The sequence below is a fragment of the Microbacterium sp. RU1D genome, assembly GCF_900156435.1.
Classification (GTDB): domain Bacteria; phylum Actinomycetota; class Actinomycetes; order Actinomycetales; family Microbacteriaceae; genus Microbacterium.
The window spans coordinates 501,109-518,190 of sequence record NZ_FTPQ01000002.1; the positions used below are offsets into that span (position 1 = coordinate 501,109).

15 protein-coding genes are annotated in these 17,082 nt (G+C 70.6%); 2 read left to right on the top strand and 13 right to left on the bottom strand.

What is annotated here, in order from left to right:
* Positions 1-75 precede the first annotated feature (75 nt).
* Both gltX and B0B15_RS11170 read right to left on the bottom strand, forming a co-directional pair.
* A complete protein-coding gene (gltX, locus tag B0B15_RS11165) occupies positions 76-1,584 on the bottom strand; it encodes a glutamate--tRNA ligase (protein WP_076676072.1) in 1,509 nt (502 codons plus the stop codon).
* Between the two features lie 10 nt (positions 1,585-1,594).
* Positions 1,595-2,545 carry a LysR family transcriptional regulator gene (locus B0B15_RS11170; protein ID WP_076676074.1) on the bottom strand — a complete coding sequence of 317 codons (951 nt, stop codon included), beginning with the start codon at positions 2,543-2,545 and terminating at the stop codon, positions 1,595-1,597.
* A gap of 80 nt (positions 2,546-2,625) precedes the next feature.
* Here B0B15_RS11170 and B0B15_RS11175 point away from each other — a divergent pair, with 80 nt between their 5' ends.
* Complete coding sequence (locus B0B15_RS11175) at positions 2,626-3,714, top strand: aminotransferase class V-fold PLP-dependent enzyme (protein ID WP_076676076.1); 1,089 nt, start codon at positions 2,626-2,628, stop codon at positions 3,712-3,714.
* Between the two features lie 131 nt (positions 3,715-3,845).
* Here the strand turns inward: B0B15_RS11175 and B0B15_RS11180 are convergent, their stop codons facing one another.
* From B0B15_RS11180 to B0B15_RS11200, 5 genes are all read right to left on the bottom strand, one after another.
* Positions 3,846-5,102 (bottom strand): MFS transporter, encoded by a 1,257-nt coding sequence (locus B0B15_RS11180; RefSeq protein WP_076676078.1) that lies wholly within the window; start codon positions 5,100-5,102, stop codon positions 3,846-3,848.
* Positions 5,095-5,862, bottom strand: a complete 768-nt coding sequence (locus B0B15_RS11185; RefSeq protein ID WP_076676080.1) for a fumarylacetoacetate hydrolase family protein — start codon at positions 5,860-5,862, stop codon at positions 5,095-5,097. Before B0B15_RS11185 ends, B0B15_RS11180 begins: the two co-directional genes overlap by 8 nt.
* Positions 5,863-6,036: 174 nt before the next feature.
* Positions 6,037-7,143, bottom strand: a complete 1,107-nt coding sequence (locus tag B0B15_RS11190; protein ID WP_076676082.1) for a branched-chain amino acid aminotransferase — start codon at positions 7,141-7,143, stop codon at positions 6,037-6,039.
* A gap of 54 nt (positions 7,144-7,197) precedes the next feature.
* Positions 7,198-8,247 carry a 3-isopropylmalate dehydrogenase gene (locus B0B15_RS11195; protein ID WP_076676084.1) on the bottom strand — a complete coding sequence of 350 codons (1,050 nt, stop codon included), beginning with the start codon at positions 8,245-8,247 and terminating at the stop codon, positions 7,198-7,200.
* Positions 8,248-8,272: 25 nt separating this feature from the next.
* A complete protein-coding gene (locus B0B15_RS11200) occupies positions 8,273-9,811 on the bottom strand; it encodes an MFS transporter (protein WP_076676086.1) in 1,539 nt (512 codons plus the stop codon).
* 79 nt (positions 9,812-9,890) lie between these two features.
* On the opposite strand from B0B15_RS11200, the gene B0B15_RS11205 reads away from it, so the two are divergent.
* A complete protein-coding gene (locus tag B0B15_RS11205) occupies positions 9,891-10,433 on the top strand; it encodes a TetR/AcrR family transcriptional regulator (protein ID WP_076676088.1) in 543 nt (180 codons plus the stop codon).
* A 79-nt stretch (positions 10,434-10,512) separates the two neighbouring features.
* On the opposite strand, the gene serA is transcribed toward B0B15_RS11205, so the two are convergent.
* From serA to B0B15_RS11235, 6 genes are all read right to left on the bottom strand, one after another.
* The gene (gene serA, locus B0B15_RS11210) at positions 10,513-12,117 is read right to left on the bottom strand and encodes a phosphoglycerate dehydrogenase (RefSeq protein WP_076676090.1); all 1,605 of its coding nucleotides are present in this window, start codon (positions 12,115-12,117) and stop codon (positions 10,513-10,515) included.
* Positions 12,118-12,519: 402 nt separating this feature from the next.
* Positions 12,520-12,858 (bottom strand): bacitracin resistance protein, encoded by a 339-nt coding sequence (locus B0B15_RS11215; RefSeq protein WP_076676092.1) that lies wholly within the window; start codon positions 12,856-12,858, stop codon positions 12,520-12,522.
* On the bottom strand, positions 12,855-13,418 hold the full coding sequence (locus tag B0B15_RS11220; RefSeq protein WP_076676094.1) for a hypothetical protein: 564 nt from the start codon (positions 13,416-13,418) through the stop codon (positions 12,855-12,857). The genes B0B15_RS11215 and B0B15_RS11220 overlap by 4 nt, the downstream gene beginning before the upstream one ends.
* Positions 13,419-13,558: 140 nt before the next feature.
* A complete protein-coding gene (gene ilvC / locus B0B15_RS11225; RefSeq protein ID WP_076676096.1) occupies positions 13,559-14,584 on the bottom strand; it encodes a ketol-acid reductoisomerase in 1,026 nt (341 codons plus the stop codon).
* A gap of 170 nt (positions 14,585-14,754) precedes the next feature.
* Entirely contained in the window at positions 14,755-15,264 is a 510-nt protein-coding gene (gene ilvN / locus B0B15_RS11230) for an acetolactate synthase small subunit (RefSeq protein WP_076676098.1), read from the bottom strand.
* 1 nt (position 15,265) lies between these two features.
* Entirely contained in the window at positions 15,266-17,074 is a 1,809-nt protein-coding gene (locus B0B15_RS11235; protein WP_076676099.1) for an acetolactate synthase large subunit, read from the bottom strand.
* Positions 17,075-17,082: the final 8 nt, after the last annotated feature.

Consider the following 17,082-nt stretch of genomic DNA (forward strand, 5'->3'; position numbering starts at 1 on the left):
GGATCAAGCTTACGTGAGAGCTGCTCCCCTGCCAAATCCCGCCCCGCCCGCGCGCGTCGCGCAGACGAGGGGCGCTCAGCCCAGGTGCTCCACCAGAGCGTTCAGGCGCCGCAGCGTCTCACTCTTGCCGAGCAGCTCCATCGACTCGAACAGCGGCGGCGACACGCGTCGGCCCGTCAGGGCGACGCGCGGCGGGCCGTACGCCACGCGGGGCTTGAGTCCGAGCTCGTCGACGAGCGCCGTCGACAGCGCCGCCTGCACACCGGCGGCGGTGAAGTCGTCGACACCCTCGAGGGCGCGGACGGATGCCGTGAGCACCTCCGCCGCGTTCGCGGGGAGTCCCTTCAGCGCGTCATCGGCGTAGGCGACGTCGGAGACGAAGAGGAACCCGAGCATGCCCGGCACCTCACCGAGGAGCTGCACGCGCTCCTGCACGAGGGGTGCTGCGGCCGCGATGATGGCGCGGTGCTCCTCCGACGGCTGCTCCGCGATGAAGCCCGCACCCGCGAGGTAGGGAACGATCCGCGCGGCGAAGTCGTCGGCATCCAACATGCGGATGTGGTCGCCGTTGATCGCTTCCGCCTTCTTCTGATCGAAGCGGGCGGGGTTGGGGTTGACGTCGGCGATGTCGAATGCCGCGATCATCTCGTCGAGCGAGAACACGTCGCGGTCGCTCGCGAGCGACCATCCCAGCAGCGAGAGGTAGTTCAGCAGGCCCTCGTGGATGAAGCCCTTCTCGCGCTGCAGGAAGAGGTCGGCCTGCGGATCCCGCTTCGAGAGCTTCTTGTTGCCGGTCTCGCCCAACACGAGCGGCATGTGGCCGAAGCGCGGGATGAACGTCGTCACTCCGGCATCCACCAGGGCGGAGTACAGGGCGAGCTGACGCGCCGTCGACGGCATGAGGTCTTCACCGCGGATGACGTGGGTGATTCCCATGAGAGCGTCGTCGACCGGGTTCACGAAGGGATAGAGCGGCACGCCGCCGGCGCGCACGAGCACGAAGTCGGGGAACGACCCCGCCGGGAAGGTCACCTCACCGCGGATGAGGTCGACGTAGCTGAGGTCGTGATCGGGGACGCGCAGGCGCCAGGCGGGCTGGCGGCCTTCGGCGCGGAACGCCTCACGCTGCTCGTCGGTGAGGTCGCGGTCGTAGTTGTCGTAGCCGAGCTGCTTGGCGCGGCCGTTCGCCTCGTTGCGGGCGTCGATCTCTTCGGCGGTCGAGTAGCTCTCGTACACCGCGCCGGCCGCGATGAGCTTGTCGAGCACGTCGCGGTAGATCTCGTGGCGCTGCGACTGCCGGTACGGGGCGTGCGGGCCGCCGACCTCGACACCCTCGTCCCAATCGATGTTCATCCACCGCAGGGCGTCGAGGAGCTGCTGGTAGCTCTCCTCGCTGTCGCGCGCGGCGTCGGTGTCTTCGATACGGAAGACGAGCTTCCCGCCGTTGTGTCGGGCGTACGCCCAGTTGAACAACACGGTGCGGATGAGACCAACGTGCGGCAGTCCCGTCGGAGACGGGCAGAAGCGGACGCGAACGTCGGCGCCGGAGGCGGTCGTGGTGCGGGGATCGGGCGTGGCAGACATCCCCTCGATCCTACCGGCGGGCGCCGGAGGGCCGTTGGTCGGACAGCACCTCGGCGACGACCTCGAGGGCCGCGCCGACCGCCGGGACGCTCTCGGCGCCGCGGGCGGTGACGACGTGCAGGGTGCGCGCCTCGGCGGACGGGAGGCGCGGTACGGCGATGCCGGCCGGAAGGGGGAGGGATGCCACGGCCATGCGCGGCAGGATCGCCATGCCTACGCCGAGCGCGACGAGGTTCTCGACCGCGATGTAGTTGTCGGTCTCGAACGCGATGTCGGGGGTGAACCCCGCCCGCCCGCACGCCTCGAGCAGGTGACCGCGGCACTGGGGACAGCCCGCGATCCACCGCTCCCCCGCCAGCAGGGAGAGATCGATGGGGTCGTCGGCCGCCGCGGCGTGGTCGGCCGGGACGACCACGACGGTGTCGTCGTCGCCGAGGCGGCGCACCGAGAGACCGGCGGCGGCCTGCGTGAGCTGCTCGCGCCGGTCGCCGGGGTAGCTGTAGATGAGGGCGATGTCGGCGCGGTCCTCGCGCACGGCGGAGATGGCCTCGGGCGGCTCCGCCTCGACGAAGCTGATCGACACGCCGGGGCGCCGGGCCGTGACCGCGGCGATGACCTGCGGCACGACGGTCGAGGAGGCGGAGGGGAACGCCGCGATCCGCACGCGACCGGCACGCAGCCCCCTCAGCTCGGCGAGGTCGCCCGCGGCGGCGTCGAGGGCGGTCGTCACCGTCGCCGCGTGACGGGCGAGCACCCACCCGGCTTCGGTGAGTCGCACCCCCCGGCCGACGCGCTCGACGATGGGCATGCCCGCGCGCTGCTCGAGGCGCCGCAGTTGCTGGCTGACCGCGGGCTGGCTGTAGCCGAGGGCGCGCGCCGCGGCGGTGATCGAGCCGGTGTCGGCGATCGCCTTGACCACGCGGAGGCCGTGGGCGTCGAGGCCGTCGTCGATGTCGCTCATTCCGACACATAAGCAGAGTGGATGCTTCTCATGCAACACCTGCTCTAGTGCAATGGCACACGACGGGCGACCCTGGTTCCATGAGCAGCCTCACCACGCACTTCGCCGGCGGCCGCGACTACCTCGCCGCCTGCACCCTCGGCCTCCCGTCCCGCGCCACGGTGCGCGCCGTCCGCGCCGACCTCGACGCCGCGGCATCCGGTCGTCCCGACGTCGTGGCGGCCTCGCAGGCGGTCGAAAACGCACGGGCGTCCTACGCCCACCTCGTGAGCGCGCCCGTCGGCGACGTCGCGATCGGCTCGCAGACGTCGGTGCAGGTCGCGCTCATCGCCGCGTCGGTGCCCGACGGCGCCGAGGTGCTCTGCGCGGAGGGCGACTTCGCCTCGCTCGTCGCGCCCTTCACGCACGCGGGGCGGGGCATCCGACTGCGCACCGCTCCCCTGCCCGAGCTCGCCGCCGCCGTCTCCCCCGACACGTGGCTCGTCGCCTTTTCGCTCGTGCAGTCGGCGACCGGCGAGGTGGCCGACGCTGTCGGGATCGTCGCGGCGGCCGCGCGTGCCGGTGCGCGGACGCTCTGCGACCTCACGCAGGCCGCCGGGTGGCTGCCCGTCGACGCGACGATGTTCGACGCCACGGTCTGCCACGCCTACAAGTGGCTCTGCTGCCCGCGTGGGGTGTCGTTCCTCACGCTCTCGCCCGCGTTCGCGCGCGAGCTCCGTCCGGTGCAGGCCGGCTGGTACTCCGGCGACGACCCGTGGTCGTCGTGCTACGGCGCCGGCGGCGTACTCGCCTCGGACGCACGGCGCTTCGACGTCTCACCCGCGTGGCAGGCGTTCGTGGGTGCCGCCCCGGCCCTCGCCCTGTTCGCCGACGCCGACATCACCGCGACCTACGCGCACACCACGGCCCTGGCCGCCCGATTCCGTGACGGCCTGGGCCTCCCCCACCCCGAACGCCCTTCGGCCATCGTCACGTGGCCGGATGCCACCGGCGAAGCGCTCGCGCAGCTCACCGCGCACGGCATCACGGCGTCGGGACGCGCGGGTCGCGCGCGCGTGGCGTTCCACGTCTTCAACGACGAGCTCGATGTCGATCGGGCCCTGCACGCCCTCGGCGTCCGCGGCGGAGACGACCTCTCCGCCTTCGACGGCCTGGTCTACGCCATCTGACGTCGCCCCACCCCTCGGGACGGGCAGGGGAGGAACCTCCCCGCCTCCTCCCTCACGCACGCGGACGCGGCAGCACGCGGCACCACCAGCGGCGCTCCGCGGCAGACCACGCCTGCGATCTCGACGCCCCCTTACGCGCGCGCGGGTGCGGTAGCGCGTCGCACCACCAGCGATGCTCCCAGGCAGACCAGGCCCACCGGAACCAACGCCCAGAGCGCGAGGCCGCCGTACCCGGCGAGACCGAGAATGACCCCCGCCAGCACGGATCCCGCAGCGGCGCATGCCGTCATCAGGGTGTCGCTGCGTCCCTGTCGTCGCGGGCGCACGGCGAGCGGGGTCGCCTCGGTCAGCAGCGCCGAGCCGGCCACCGTCGCCGCGCTCCACCCGAAGCCGAGCAACACCAACGCGACCAGGACACCGGCCTGCGTCTCGCCGAAGGCCGCCGCCGTCGCGAGCGACGATGCCAGCAGTGCCTGCCCGAGCAGGATGACCGGGATCCGCCCCCAGCGGTCGGCCAGGATGCCGAACACCGGCGACAGCCCGTACATGCCGAACACGTGAAGGGCGATCGTGACGCCGACGGCCAGGGTCACGGCATCCGGGGCCACGATGTGCGACAGATGCACGGGAGTCATCGCCATCACCGACGCCATCGTCACGTGCGAGGCGGCCACGGCGAGCATCGCGAAGCGGGCGAGTGCCGGGCGGTCGACCTGCGGCGCCACCGGGGCGGAAGCCGCGCCCTCGCGGTCCAGCCGTTGGGCGAGGAGAAGCGGATCGGGGCGGAGCACGAGCACGTAGAGCGCGAAGGCGCACGCCTGGGCCGCGAACGAAAAGAGGTACGCGCCCGTGAGGCGCGGCATCCCGATGCTCGCTCCGAGAAGCTCGCCGGGCGCGAGCAGGAGCGGACCGACCACGCCGCCGACCGTGGTGGCCCACACCACCGTGGCGAGGTCACGGCCCCGCCGCGCGGTGGGAGCGAGGTCGGTCGCGGCGAAGCGCGACTGAAGGGTCGCGGCGTTGCCGGCCCCGATGAGGGCGATACCCACGAGCAGCAGGGGGAAGGCGCGCACCGCCGCCGCGGCGATGACCACCGCGATGCCCGTCAACGCCGCGATGTTTCCGGTGGTCAATGCGAGGCGCCGGCCCCGGCGGGCCGCGAGACGCGCCAGCGGGATCGCGGTGAGCGCGGCGCCCAGCGTGACCGAGGCCGTCGCGAAGCCCGACAGGGACTCCTGCCCCGACAGGTCGGCCGCGAGGAGGGCGCCGAGCGAGAGCGTCGCCCCGAACGCCACACCGGTGAGCACCTGCCCCGCCGCGAGCACGCGCACCGTCCGGCGCTGCGTCGCGACGAGGTCGATGCCCGCCGGCGCGGCGGTGTCAGGCATCGCGGGCGGTGTTGCGCAGCACTCCGATGCCGTCGATCTCGACCTCGACGACGTCACCCGCACCGAACGATCCGATTCCGGCCGGCGTCCCGGTGAGGATGAGGTCTCCCGGGAGCAGCGTGAACACCGCCGAGGCGTACGCCACGAGGGTCGGGATGTCGTGGACCATGTCGGAGACCGGGCCGTCCTGCCGGACCTCGCCGTTGACGCGCGTCACGATCCTCGCCGCCGAGACGTCGAGGTCGGTCTCGATCACGGGGCCGATGGGGCAGAAGGTGTCGAACCCCTTCGCACGCGACCACTGACCGTCACTGCGCTGGAGGTCGCGCGCGGTGACGTCGTTGGCGACGGTGTAACCGAAGATGTACTCCCCCGCGCGTTCGGCCGGGATGTTCTTGGCGATGCGGCCGATGACGACGGCGAGCTCGCCCTCGTAGTCGGTCTGCGAGCTCAGCGCGGTAGGGCGCACGATCGCGTCGTTCGGGCCGATCACCGAGGTGTTGGGCTTGAGGAACATGAGCGGTTCGGCGGGCGCCTCCCCACCCATCTCGGCGGCGTGGTCGTGGTAGTTCTTGCCGATGCACACGACTTTCGAACGCGGGATGACGGGCGCCAGCAGTGCCACGTCGGAGAGCGGGATGCGCTCACCCGTGGTGTCGAACCCGGCGAACATGGGGTCGCCCTCGAGCACGACGACATGGTCGTCGTCGACGATGCCGTAGCGAAGGGCGTCTTGGTGGCTGAATCGAGCGATCTTCACCCGGCCAGCCTATCCGCGGGGTCCGACACGGGCGGGGCCCGGTCCCTTCGACAGGCTCGGGGACCTCGCTTCCGTCGGAGCTGCGACGTCAGCGGGCTGAGCCTGTCGAAGCCCCCGGTGCACGCGACGAAGGGGCCCCCGGCATCCGGGGACCCCTCCATTCGACGACGTCGATCAGGCGTCGAGGCGGTACAGCCAGCCGTGCTTGTCTTCGGCGCGGCCGTACTGGATGTTCGTCAGCTCCTCGCGCAGTTCGAGAGCGAGCGTGCCCGAGGGCTGCTCGTCGATGAAGTCGCGGCCCTTCAGGATGCCGATCGGGGTCACGACGGCGGCGGTCCCGCACGCGAACACCTCGACGATGTCTCCGGATGCCACGCCCTCACGCCACTCGGTCAGCGAGACGTTGCGCCCCTCGACGTGGTGGCCGCGATCGCGCGCGAGCTGCAGGAGCGAATCGCGCGTGATGCCCTCGAGGATCGAATCGGACTGCGGAGTGACGATCGTGCCGTCCTTGTAGACGAAGACGACGTTCATGCCGCCGAGCTCCTCGACGTTGCGGTCCTGGTCGAGGAAGACGACCTGGTCGCACTCGTTCTCGTACGCCTCGGACTGGGGCAGCAGGCTCGCGGCGTAGTTGCCGCCGGTCTTGGCCGCGCCCGTTCCGCCCTTGCCCGCGCGGGAGTAGTCCTCGCTGAGCCAGATCGAGACCGGCTGCACGCCGCCCTTGAAGTAGGCGCCGGCGGGGCTCGCGATCAGGTAGTACGCGACCTTGTGCGCGGGACGAACGCCGAGGAACGCCTCTTTGGCGAACATGAACGGACGCAGGTAGAGACTCTGGTCCTCGCCGGAGGGAACCCAGGCGCCGTCGACGGCGATGAGCTCGCGCAGCGACTGGAGGAAGTACGGAACCGGCAGCTCGGGCAGGGCGAGGCGACGGGCTGAGCGCTGCAGGCGGCGTCCGTTCTGGTCGGGGCGGAAGGTGTGGACAGACCCGTCGGCGTGACGATAGGCCTTGATGCCCTCGAAGATCTCCTGGCCGTAGTGCAGCACCGCGGCCGCGGGGTCGAGGGAGATGGGGCCGTAGGGCGAGACGCGCGGGCGGTGCCACCCACCGCGGACCGACCAGCAGATGTCGACCATGTGGTCGGTGAAGCTCTGACCGAAGCCGGGGCTGGCGAGGATCGCATCCCGGTCGGCGGCGCTCTTGGCCGCGAGGTTGCGCGTGACCGCGAACTCGAGGGGGTCGAGTCCGGTGTCGGGGTCGGTGTCGATGGTGGTCATCTGTGATCCAAAACTCTTCGTATGCCGGGGGCGAAGCGGGCCGGTCGGTCCAGGTTACGCCTGGACGCGTGCGGCGATGGCGTCGCCGATCTGAGCGGTGGTGCGCGAGCCCTCGCGGTTCGCGATGTCGTCTTCCACCGCGCGGGTGACGCGGGCGGATTCGTCGGCGAGCCCGAGGTGATCGAGCAGTAGGGCGACGGAGAGGATCGCGGCCGTGGGGTCGGCCTTCTGGCTTCCCGCGATGTCGGGCGCCGATCCGTGCACGGGCTCGAACATCGAGGGGAACGCGCCGTCGGGGTTGATGTTGCCCGATGCGGCGAGGCCGATGCCACCGGTGACGGCGCCGGCCAGGTCGGTCAGGATGTCGCCGAAGAGGTTGTCGGTGACGATCACGTCGAAGCGGCCCGGGTTCGTGACCAGGAAGATGGTTGCCGCGTCGACGTGCAGGTAGTCTACGTCGACCCCCGGGAACTCGGATGCCACGGCGTCGACGATCCGCTTCCACATGCCTCCGGCGTGCACGAGCACGTTGGTCTTGTGCACGAGGGTGAGCTTGTGTCGACGGCGCTCGGCCAGGGCGAAGGCGTAGCGCACGACGCGCTCGACGCCGAAAGCGGTGTTCACTGACGTCTCGTTGGCGACCTCGTGCGGCGTCCCGCGGCGGATGGCGCCTCCGTTGCCGACGTACGGCCCCTCCGTGCCCTCGCGCACCACGACGAAATCGATGGCGCCCGGGTCGGCGAGGGGGCCGGCGGCACCGGGGTAGAGCTTGGACGGCCGCAGGTTGACGTAGTGGTCGAGCTCGAAGCGGAGCTTGAGCAAGAGGCCGCGTTCGATGTTCGCGTCTTTGAGGCGGGGGTCGCCCGGGACGCCGCCGACGGCGCCGAGCAGAATGGCGTCGTGGGCCGCGATCGCCTCCAGGTCGTCATCGGTGAGCGTGTCGCCGGTCTCGAGGTAGCGCCCGGCACCGAGCGAGAACGGTGTCTTCTCGAAGGTGACGTCCGATTCGGCGGTGACGGCGTCGAGCACCTTCACAGCCTCGGTGACGACCTCCGGACCGATGCCGTCACCCGGAATGACGGCCAGCTTCACGACACGCGACATCGCTCTCCTCAGAGCTCGGGGCACGTCACTTCGACGACGCGCCGCGGGTTCCTCCCAGGGTAGTGGCAGCGATGACCGCCGCCACGACGATGAGCCCCGCACCGATCAGGGCCGTGATGACCACACCGGAGTCGAAGGCGTGCGCGGCCGCGAGCCGCAGAGCATCGGCCAGCGCCGGGTCGTCGAGGGTCTGCGACACCGCGATGGCGCCGGCGAGGGTCTCGCGCGCGCCCTGGGCCGCGGCCCCCGGCAGCCCCGCCGGCAGCACCAGCTGCGCCCGATAGTAGGCCGCGAGGATGCCGCCGAGCACGGCGGTACCCAGCACCGCGCCGACCTCGTAGGCCGTCTCGGAGACCGCGCTCGCGGCACCGGCCTTGGCCGACGGAGCGCTGGAGAGGATGAGCTCGTTCGACACCGTCTCGGCGGCCCCGATCCCGATGCCGAGCAGGCCGAACGCCACGATGAGTTGGACGAGGTCGGCTGTCGACAGCGCCACCATCACGTAGGCCACCACCGAGAACGCCAGGGCGACGGGTACGACCACCCGGGGAGCGAACCGCTTCGCGACGGGTACCACGGCGAGGCCCGAGATGATCATCAGGACGAGCCCGGGCAGGAGCGCGAACCCGGCGACCATGGGCGAGAGCCCGACCACGAGCTGCAGGTGCTGGGCGACGAAGTAGAGAAAGCCGACGAGTCCGACCACGCTCAAGAGATTGACCAGGATGGCGCCGGAGAACGTGCCGCGACGGAACAACGACATGTCGAGCATCGGGGTGGCGAGCGAGCGCTGACGGCGGACGAACAGCCACCCGAAGACGATGCCGACCGCGAAGAGCGCCGGGGCGAGCGAGAGCGGGCCGTCGACGGCGAGCTTTTTGATGCCGTAGACGATCGGCACCATCGTCGCGAGCGACAGCATGACGCTCACCGGGTCGAACCGGCCCGGGTGCGGGTCGCGGCTCTCGGGCACGAAGAACGGGGCCAGGATCAGCAGCGGGACGAGTACCGGCACCGCCATGAGGAAGACCGACCCCCACGAGAAGTGCTCGAGGAGGAAACCTCCCACGATGGGCCCGAGGGCGGCTCCCGCCGAGAAGCCCGAGGCCCAGATGGCGATGGCGAAACGGCGCTGATCGCGGTCGCGGAAGATGCTGCGCAGGAGGGACAGCGTCGACGGCATGAGCATCGCACCGAAGACGCCCATCAGCGCGCGACCCGCGATGAGCAGGGCGGCCGTGGGTGCGAAGGCCGACAGGGCGGAGACGGCGGCGAACCCGGTCGCACCGATCAGCAGGAGACGGCGGCGTCCGAACCGGTCGCCGAGGGTGCCCATCGTGACGAGCAGGCCTGCCAGCACGAGCGGATAGACGTCGATGATCCACAGCTGCTCGATGCTCGAGGGCTGCAGCGCCAGCGCGATCTCGGGAAGCGCGAAGCTCAGCACCGTGTTGTCGACCGAGACGAGCAGCACGGGCAGCATGAGGACCGCCAGCGCAAACCACCCGCGCCATCCGGCGCGAGTGACGGTGATCTCCGAGGTGGGCAACGACGAGGTGAGCATTCTTCCGATCCGTTTGTAAACCGTCCAGCCGGTATAGTATCAGAAGAATCGTCCCACTCGCCAGTACGATCGAGGAGTCATGAGCCGCCCCCCTCTCGCCCGCGAAGCCGTCCTCGACGCCTTCACCCGGATCCTCGTCGACGAGGGGGAACGCGCCGCGACAATGGATGCCACGGCGCGCGGCGCCGGCGTGTCGAAGGGCGGCCTGCTCTACCACTTCAACTCGAAGAGCGCTCTCGAGGCCGCGCTGGTCGAGCGCCTCGAGCGTCTTGCCCAGGAGGACGTCGACGAGATCGAGAAATCCGCCGAGGGCGTCGTTGCGGCGCACCTGCGCTCGTCGCAGAACACCGGCTCGCCCCTCGACGTGACGATCCTCGCGGTGTCCCGTCTCGCACAGAACGGCAACGACACGGCATCCGCCTCTCTCCGCCGCGTGCGGGAGCTGTGGGAAGAGAGCCTGCGAGCGCACACCCGCGACGAGACGGCGCTGCAGATGGTGCTGCTCGTCAGCGACGGGCTCTACTTCAACGCCGTTCTCGACCTCAATGCGCTCCCCGGTCCGACCCTCGAGGGTCCGGCGCTCGACCAACTGATCGACGCCGTGGTGGCCGCGACGACCTGACGTCCCGGGCCCCGGCCCCCGCGCAGCACGAGAAAGGGGGCCGCCGCAGCGACCCCCTCCCCCCGTGACGTGAGCGGTCTCAGCCCTCGACGATCTCGATCTGCCGGAACAGGTCGGCACCGACGGCCTCGCGCATCGCGCCGAGGATCTCGTCCGGCACGGGAGAGTCGACCGTGAGCACCGAGAGCGCCCGGCCGGTGGCATCCTGAGCCGCCACCTGGAGACCCGCGATGTTGATGCCGGCCTCGCCGAGCTTCTGGCCGTAGATGGCGACGATGCCCGGGCGGTCGGCGTAGCGCATGACGATGTGGTGCTGCTCGATCGGCACCTCGATGTCGTAGCCGTTGATCGCGACCACCTTGGGCACCATGCGGGTGCCGGCCAGGGTGCCCGCGACCGTGAGGGTGGAACCGTCGGCGAGCGTGCCCCGGAGGATTGTGATGTTGCGGTACAGCGGGCTCTCGGCCTCGACGACCAGGCGCGCCTCGACCCCGCGCTGCTCCGCGAAGAGCGGCGCGTTCACGTACGAGACGCTCTCGCTGACGATGCGGCTGAAGTAGCCCTTGAGCGCCGCGAGACGGTAGACGCTCACGTCGTACTGCGCGAGCTCGCCGCGCACCTCGATGTCGAGGCTCGTGAGGGCGCTGTCGGCGAGGCCGCTGAAGAACTGGCCGAGCATCTCGACGAGGGCGATACCGGGACGCACGAACGGGTCGATGGCGCCGCCGGCGACGTTGACGGCATCCGGGACGAGATCGCCCTCGAGCGCGAGCTTGACGGAGCGGGCGACGGAGACGCCGGCCTTCTCCTGCGCCTCTTCGGTGCTGGCGCCGAGATGCGGGGTGACCACGACGTTCGGCAGGTCGAGGAGCTTGCGCGCGGGGCCGCCCTCGGCGGGAGGCTCGGTCGAGAACACGTCGAGGCCGGCACCGGCGATCTCACCGGTGGTGAGGGCGTCGAACAGCGCGTCTTCGTCGATCAGGCCGCCCCGGGCGACGTTGATGACGTACGCCGTCTTCTTCATGCGGCGCAACTGGTCGGCGCCGATCATGCCGGTGGTCTCGGGCGTCTTCGGCATGTGGATCGTGACGAAGTCGCTCGTCTCGAGCAGCTCGTCGAGCGAGACGAGGGTGACACCCAGCTGCTGCGCGCGAGCGGCCGTGACGTAGGGGTCGTACGCGATGACGCGCATGTCGAAAGCCTGCAGGCGCGCGGCGATGAGGGCGCCGATGCGGCCGAGGCCGATGATGCCGATCGTCTTCTCGAACAGCTCGGTGCCGGTGAAGGAGCTGCGCTTCCACAGGCCCTGAGCGAGCGAGGCATGCGCGGCGGGGATGCGGCGCGCGAGGCTGAGGACGTGACCCACGGTCAGTTCGGCGGCTGAGATGATGTTCGAGGTCGGCGCGTTGACGACCATGACGCCGGCGGCGGTGGCCGACTTGATGTCGACGTTGTCGAGGCCGACACCGGCGCGGGCGACCACCTTCAGCGACGGCGCCGCCGCGAGGGCCTCCGCGTCGATCTGGGTGGCCGAGCGCACGAGCACCGCGTGCGCCTCGGCGAGAGCCGAGAGCAGCGCGGGGCGGTCGGTCCCGTCGACGTTGCGCACGTCGAAATCGGGGCCGAGCGCGTCGATCGTGGCGGGAGAGAGTTCTTCGGCGATGAGCACGACGGGCTTCGTCACGGATGCGTCCTTCGAAACGGTGCTGGGGACCGGCGCGCACCGCCGCGCACCGCCGGCGCGAACCGGGCGCACGACCCGTGCGGGCCGTGTGTCAGCCTAGCGCGGCGGTGTGCGGGCTCCCGACCGTATGACGCGGGACGCCCGGGTCCCCGGAGCGGCGCCGCGCTGCGCCGTCTCACCGTCGCGGGGTACGCGCAGGGGACGGATGCCGGAACCCCGCCGCTCGACCGCCCGCCCGGCCGTCGCCCCGCAGGTGCGCCGCGACACGGCATCCCGCTGACGACTCGGCGGCAGCTTGCAACCGAAACGTCAGTTAGAAGCAGTCCCGGCGAGCCGTCGTCGACGCCTGACCCGCAGCCCGCGACGCCTCCCCCGGCTCGCGTCCGCCGGAAGACCCGTCCTTCAGCCCCCGTACAGCCCGTACGACGTCGCGCCGTAGCCGACGATCGCCAACCAGAACGCCGCGGAGAGCGTGAGACCCGCGAGCAGGGCCAGAGCGAACTCCCCCGCCGCCCGACGCGCGCCGATCGCGAAGGCGACGCCGAAGGCGAGGAGCGGGAAGACAATGGGCAGGATGTAGACGACCCACCCGAGGGCGTTGAGTCCGAGCGGGCCGGTGACCTGCGTGATCAGCAGCGCGACCGCACCCCACACGACGTAGGCGTAGAACAGGCCGAACACGCCGGCGATGGTCACGACGAGCCACGTGGGCAGCACGCGCGTGCGGGCGGCGGCGGTCATGCGAGGGCTCCCACCGAGAGGAACGGCCAGGGGACGAGCAGGACGATCCCCACGATCAGCAGCAGGAACCGCTGCCAGGTGCGCCACGAACGGGTGAGCACGAGCACCGCGACGAACCAGACCAACGGGGCGAGCACCGCTCCCACGGTCAGAGCGATCACGGTGATGTCGGGGATGGGCAGCCCGAGTCCGCGCAGTCGCAGCCCCGCGAGGAGCCAGCCGAGAGCGAAGAGCAGGAAGGTCGCTGCCACCATGCCGATGCCCACGAGACCGACGTTGCCGAGCGGCCCCGAGGAGTCGGCGTCCGCCTCGTCCTCGTCGCTCGCGGTCGCCACGGGCTCCGGATGCCGGGCCACCGGCGCCGTGGTCTCGGCGGGCTGCAGCGGCTCCGGGGCGGGGGCCGGTTGTAGCGGCTCGGGCTGCAGCGGCTCGGGCTCGCCCGACACGGGCGGCACGGGATCCGACGAACGCGGCTCGGGCGTGCGCTTGTCGCCGACGTCGAGCGTCGGGTCGTCGTCACCGCCCCACGAGAGGGCGTCGTCATCGCGCGGAGTGCTCACGGCTCCACGGTAGCGGCGCTCCCCCGCGCCCGCGTCGCGCCCCGCCGATCACGCCGGGTGCACGGCATCCGGAACCGGACACGCCTCGAAACGCCGGAACGCCCCGCGGCCGGAGCCACGGGGCGTTCGCGGGAGGACGCTCAGCGAGCGGCCGAGCCCTCCACGTAGTCGGTGTCCTGCTGCTTCCAGGCGAAGAGGCCGCGGAGCTCCTTGCCGGTCGCCTCGATCGGGTGACCCTGCTCCTTCTCGCGCAGCTCGAGGAACTCGGGGGCGCCCTTGTCCTGGTCGGCGATGAAGCGCTCGGCGAACGCGCCCGACTGGATGTCGGAGAGGACGGCCTTCATGCTCTCCTTGACGTCGGGCGAGATCACGCGGGGACCCGAGACGTAGTCGCCGTACTCGGCGGTGTCGGAGATCGACCAGCGCTGCTTGGCGATGCCGCCCTCCCACATGAGGTCGACGATGAGCTTGAGCTCGTGCAGCACCTCGAAGTACGCGATCTGCGGCTGGTAGCCCGCCTCGACGAGGGTCTCGAAACCGGCCTGCACGAGGTGGCTCATGCCACCGCAGAGCACGGCCTGCTCGCCGAACAGGTCGGTCTCGGTCTCTTCGGTGAAGGTCGTCTTGATGACACCCGCGCGGGTGCCGCCGATAGCCTTGGCGTACGACAGCGCGGTGTCCCAGGCCGAACCCGAGGCGTCGCGCTCGACGGCGATGATGTCGGGGATGCCGCGACCGGCGACGTACTCGCGACGCACGGTGTGGCCGGGGGCCTTCGGGGCGACGAGGATGACGTCGACGCCCTCGGGGGCGTCGATGTAGCCGAAACGGATGTTGAAGCCGTGCGCGAAGGCGAGCGTCTTGCCCTCGGTGAGCTTGTCCTTGATCGAGTCGGCGAAGATCGAGCGCTGGTGCTGGTCGGGCGCGAGGATCATGATGAGGTCGGCCCACTCGGCGGCGTCGGCGACGTTCTTGACCTCGAAGCCGTCTTCCTGCGCCTTGGCGGCCGACTTGGAGCCGTCCTTGAGCGCGATGACGACCTCGACGCCCGAGTCGCGGAGGTTCTGCGCGTGGGCGTGACCCTGCGAGCCGTAGCCGACGATCGCGACCTTCTTGCCCTGGATGATCGAGAGGTCGGCGTCGTCGTCGTAGAAGATCTCTGCCATGAGGATGTTTCTCCTTGAGTCAGGTCCCTGAGCTTGTCGAAGGGACCGGGGGTTGTGGGACGAGTGAGGTTGGGATGTCGGACCCTTCGACAGGGTCGGGGTCCGACGGGATTCGGGGAGTCGGCCCCTTGGGCCGGCTGAGGGACCGACCGGCTGAGGGACCGACGGGTTCAGCCGCGCAGGACGCGCTCGGTGATGCTCTTGCCGCCGCGACCGACGGCGAGCAGGCCCGACTGCGCGAGCTCTTTCACGCCGAAGGGCTCGATGGCCTTCAAGAAGGCACCCACCTTGCCGGAGTCGCCGGTGATCTCGATGACCATGGCGTCGGGGGCGTAGTCGACGACCGACGCGCGGAAGAGGTTGACCACCTCGAGCACGTTGGAACGGCTGGCGTTGTCGGCGCGCACCTTGACGAGAACGTGCTCGCGCTGGACGGATGCCGCGGGGTCGAGCTCGACGATCTTGATGACGTTGATGAGCTTGTTCAGCTGCTTGGTCACCTGCTCGAGCGGCAGCCCCTCGACGTCGACGACGACCGTGATGCGCGACAGACCCGGCACCTCGGTGACGCCCACCGCGAGCGACTCGATGTTGAAGCCGCGACGGGCGAAGAGACCGGCGACACGGGTGAGCAGACCGGGCTTGTCCTCGACGAGGAGGCTCAGGACGTGACGGGACATCTCAGTCCTCCTGCTCGGCGAAGGCGGGCGAGTGATCGCGCGCGTACTGGACGTAGCTGTTGCTGACGCCCTGCGGGACCATCGGCCACACCATCGCGTCGGCGCTCACGACGAAGTCGATCACGACCGGGCGGTCGTTGGTGTCCAGCGCGAGCTGGATCGCGGCGTCGATCTCGTCTTCCCTCTCGACGCGGATCGCGAGGCAGCCGTAGGCCTCACCGAGCTTGACGAAGTCGGGGATGCGGCGGGTGCCGTGGCCCGTGTTCAAATCGGTGTTGGAGTGGCGTCCGTCGAAGAACAGCGTCTGCCACTGACGCACCATGCCGAGCGACGAGTTGTTGATGATCGCGACCTTGATCGGGATGTCGTTGATGACGCAGGTCGCGAGCTCCTGATTGGTCATCTGGAAGCAGCCGTCGCCGTCGATCGCCCAGACCGCACGGTCGGGCTGGGCCACCTTGGCGCCCATGGCCGCGGGAACGGCGTAGCCCATCGTGCCCGCGCCGCCCGAGTTCAGCCAAGAGTTCGGGCGCTCGTACTTGATGAACTGCGCGGCCCACATCTGGTGCTGGCCCACGCCCGAGGCGTAGACGCCCTCGGGGCCGGTCAGCTCACCGATGCGCTGGATGACGTGCTGCGGCGACAGCAGACCGTCGGTGGTGGGCGTGTATCCGAGCGGGAACTCCTCGCGAAGGCCGTTCAGGTAGGTCCACCACTCGGTGTAGTCGTGCGGGTGCTCCGCGTCGGCGGCGCGGAAGGCGGCATCCAGGTCGACGAGAACCTCTTTGAGGTCGCCCACGATCGGCACGTCGGCCGTGCGGATCTTCGAGATCTCGGCCGGGTCGATGTCGACGTGCACCACCTGGGCGTGGGGCGCGAACAGCGACGCCTTGCCCGTGACGCGGTCGTCGAAGCGAGCGCCGAGCGAGACGATGAGGTCGCTCTCCTGGAGGGCGAGCACCGCGGGAACGGTGCCGTGCATGCCAGGCATGCCCAGGTGCTGCTCGTGCGAGTCGGGGAACGCGCCGCGGGCCATGAGCGTGGTCACCACGGGTGCACCCGTTGCCTCGGCGAGCACCTTGAGCTCGGCCGAGGCGTCGGCACGGATCGCCCCGCCGCCGACGTAGAGCACGGGCTTCTGCGCGGTGGCGAGCAACTGCGCCGCGGCCTGGATCTGCTTGCCGTGGGCCTTGGTGACGGGACGGTAACCGGGCAGGTCGACCTTGGGCGGCCACACGAAGGGCGCCTCGGCCTGCTGGGCGTCCTTCGTGATGTCCACCAGCACGGGCCCCGGGCGGCCGGTCGAGGCGATCTCGAACGCGGCCGCGATCGCGCCGGGAATCTCTTCGGCGGTCTTGACCAGGAACGAGTGCTTGGTGATCGGCATGGTGATGCCGACGATGTCGGCCTCCTGGAAGGCGTCCGTGCCCATGAGGGTGGAGAACACCTGCCCGGTGATGCAGACCAGCGGCACCGAGTCCATGTAAGCGTCGGCGATGGCGGTGACGAGGTTGGTTGCACCCGGGCCCGAGGTCGCGATCGCGACGCCGACCTTGCCCGACGCGGCGGCGTAGCCCTCCGCCGCGTGGCCGGCGCCCTGCTCGTGGCGCACGAGGATGTGGCGGACGTGCTCGTCATCCATCAGCGGGTCGTAGACCGGCATGATCGCTCCGCCCGGGAGACCGAACACGTCGGTGACGCCGAGCAGGTCGAGGGAACGGACGACCGCCTGCGCTCCCGTCATCACGGGCGCTGGAGCAGTGCGTGCGGGCGGCCGGGGCACGGCCGCCGTGGGGGAATCGATGGACATGGGAGTAC

Excerpts from the sequence above, each read along its gene's own strand:
- B0B15_RS11175 (WP_076676076.1), top strand. The coding sequence starts at position 2,626 with ATGAGCAGCCTCACCACGCACTTCGCCGGCGGCCGCGACTACCTCGCC.
- B0B15_RS11205 (WP_076676088.1), top strand. The coding sequence starts at position 9,891 with ATGAGCCGCCCCCCTCTCGCCCGCGAAGCCGTCCTCGACGCCTTCACC.
- B0B15_RS11190 (WP_076676082.1), bottom strand. The coding sequence starts at position 7,143 with ATGACCACCATCGACACCGACCCCGACACCGGACTCGACCCCCTCGAG.
- B0B15_RS11180 (WP_076676078.1), bottom strand. The coding sequence starts at position 5,102 with ATGCCTGACACCGCCGCGCCGGCGGGCATCGACCTCGTCGCGACGCAG.
- B0B15_RS11170 (WP_076676074.1), bottom strand. The coding sequence starts at position 2,545 with ATGAGCGACATCGACGACGGCCTCGACGCCCACGGCCTCCGCGTGGTC.
- gltX (WP_076676072.1), bottom strand. The coding sequence starts at position 1,584 with ATGTCTGCCACGCCCGATCCCCGCACCACGACCGCCTCCGGCGCCGAC.
- ilvN (WP_076676098.1), bottom strand. The coding sequence starts at position 15,264 with ATGTCCCGTCACGTCCTGAGCCTCCTCGTCGAGGACAAGCCCGGTCTG.
- B0B15_RS11200 (WP_076676086.1), bottom strand. The coding sequence starts at position 9,811 with ATGCTCACCTCGTCGTTGCCCACCTCGGAGATCACCGTCACTCGCGCC.
- B0B15_RS11235 (WP_076676099.1), bottom strand. The coding sequence starts at position 17,074 with ATGTCCATCGATTCCCCCACGGCGGCCGTGCCCCGGCCGCCCGCACGC.
- ilvC (WP_076676096.1), bottom strand. The coding sequence starts at position 14,584 with ATGGCAGAGATCTTCTACGACGACGACGCCGACCTCTCGATCATCCAG.
- B0B15_RS11195 (WP_076676084.1), bottom strand. The coding sequence starts at position 8,247 with ATGTCGCGTGTCGTGAAGCTGGCCGTCATTCCGGGTGACGGCATCGGT.
- B0B15_RS11215 (WP_076676092.1), bottom strand. The coding sequence starts at position 12,858 with ATGACCGCCGCCGCCCGCACGCGCGTGCTGCCCACGTGGCTCGTCGTG.